We start from the raw sequence: 1349 nt of genomic DNA, 5'->3' as shown, positions 1-1349 counted from the left end.
CCTGAATACGCGTTTAATGACCAGCACAGTCGTGATGGCAAGGTCAGAATAGCGCTGGGGCCTTCCCCGTGATGAAGGCGTTGCCGACTCATACCAGGCCTGAATCGCCCCATCATCCAGCCAGAAAGTGAGGGAGCCACGGTTGATGAGAGCTTTGTTGTAGGTGGACCAGTTGGTGATTCTGAACTTTTGCTTTGCCACGGAATGGTCTGTGTTGTCGGGAGGATGCGTGATCTGATCCTTCAACTCAGCAAAAGTTCGATTTATTCAACAAAGCCCATTCAGTCCTCAATTTGTGCATTTTTTAAACGAAAAAAGGGTGTCTAATACGGTGAAATCATAGTATTACCAAAGTAATAAATAAAAAGTTATTTAAATCAGTAATTTAGATTTGATTTGTAATACCTGGGTAATACCGCAGCATGGCTAAATTTTGTTTTTTTTCTTTTAAATCAGTGCGATAGCGTGATTTATCACGCTGCGTTAGGTGTATAGCAGGTTAAGGGATAAAAAATCATCTTTTTTTGGTAGGGCGATCTCCGTAGGTTAAGGGGCATTTGGCTAAAAAGCGTCCTATTCTTTGATGGTCATGCTTGCATGACCATCTGAGCAACCAAAAACTACAGATAAACTACAGATAAACTACAAAAAACGTTTTGCCTTAGTGTTGTAAGACTACAAATAGACTACAATAAAACTACAAATAAACTACAAAAAACGTGACAGACTACAAATAGACTACAATAAAACTACAGATAAACTACAAAACTCGATTGACCCCTTCTTACGAGTGTTGTAGAGTCATTTTCATACAACGGAGGGGGTTATGAATAAACCAGCAGATCTGAAACCCCGCAACTTATCGGCTGCTGTCAGATTGCGCCTAAATGAAATCGAGAACTGGCTGGACAGAGGGCTAACGCGGCATGAAATTGCTGAAATCCTCGACAGCGAATACAGCTTTTCGGTAACAGCCAAAGGGCTTGAGATGGCACTGTATAGAACGCGGCAAAACCGAAAAAATGTATTGCACAATACGCATGATAAGAGTAGCGCGAAGGGTGCAGCGGAAAGTGTATTGCACAATACACAACCGTCTGAGCCTGAAGTGCAGGAAAGTAAAAAAGCAGAGAGTCCCGGCATTATTGATAAAGAATTCTTCAAGAAAATCGGTGAGAATTTCGACCCTAAGAAGTTCAACAAAAAATTCTGAGGTGATTTATGAAAGTAGCGGTAATTAATTACAGTGGCAGTGTTCGTAAAACCTTAATTTCATCTTACCTGTTAGCCCCGCGCGGCTTTGTTGAATAAATCAGATTTCGGGTAAGTCTCCCCCGTAGCGGGTTGTG

At 41.7% G+C, this 1349-nt stretch carries 2 protein-coding genes; one reads left to right on the top strand and one right to left on the bottom strand.

Annotation, left to right across the window (positions count from 1 at the left end):
- The coding region (locus tag V6940_RS22655; RefSeq protein WP_442910841.1) for a transposase at nucleotides 1-201 on the bottom strand (201 nt) is incomplete at its 3' end.
- Between the two features lie 625 nt (nucleotides 202-826).
- On the opposite strand from V6940_RS22655, the gene stbA reads away from it, so the two are divergent.
- Nucleotides 827-1213: a plasmid stabilization protein StbA gene (gene stbA, locus V6940_RS22650; protein WP_001039464.1), complete on the top strand. Its 387-nt coding sequence runs from the start codon at nucleotides 827-829 to the stop codon at nucleotides 1211-1213.
- Nucleotides 1214-1349 lie beyond the last annotated feature (136 nt).

The sequence above is a fragment of the Kluyvera sp. CHPC 1.251 genome (assembly GCF_036759945.1).
Taxonomy (GTDB): Bacteria; Pseudomonadota; Gammaproteobacteria; order Enterobacterales; family Enterobacteriaceae; genus Kluyvera; species Kluyvera sichuanensis.
The sequence above is the reverse complement of the archived record's forward strand: the minus strand, read 5'-3'. Positions and strand labels throughout refer to the sequence as shown.

What these genes read in the sequence shown, in the direction of transcription:
- stbA (WP_001039464.1), top strand. Translation starts at nt 827, where the DNA reads ATGAATAAACCAGCAGATCTGAAACCCCGCAACTTATCGGCTGCTGTC.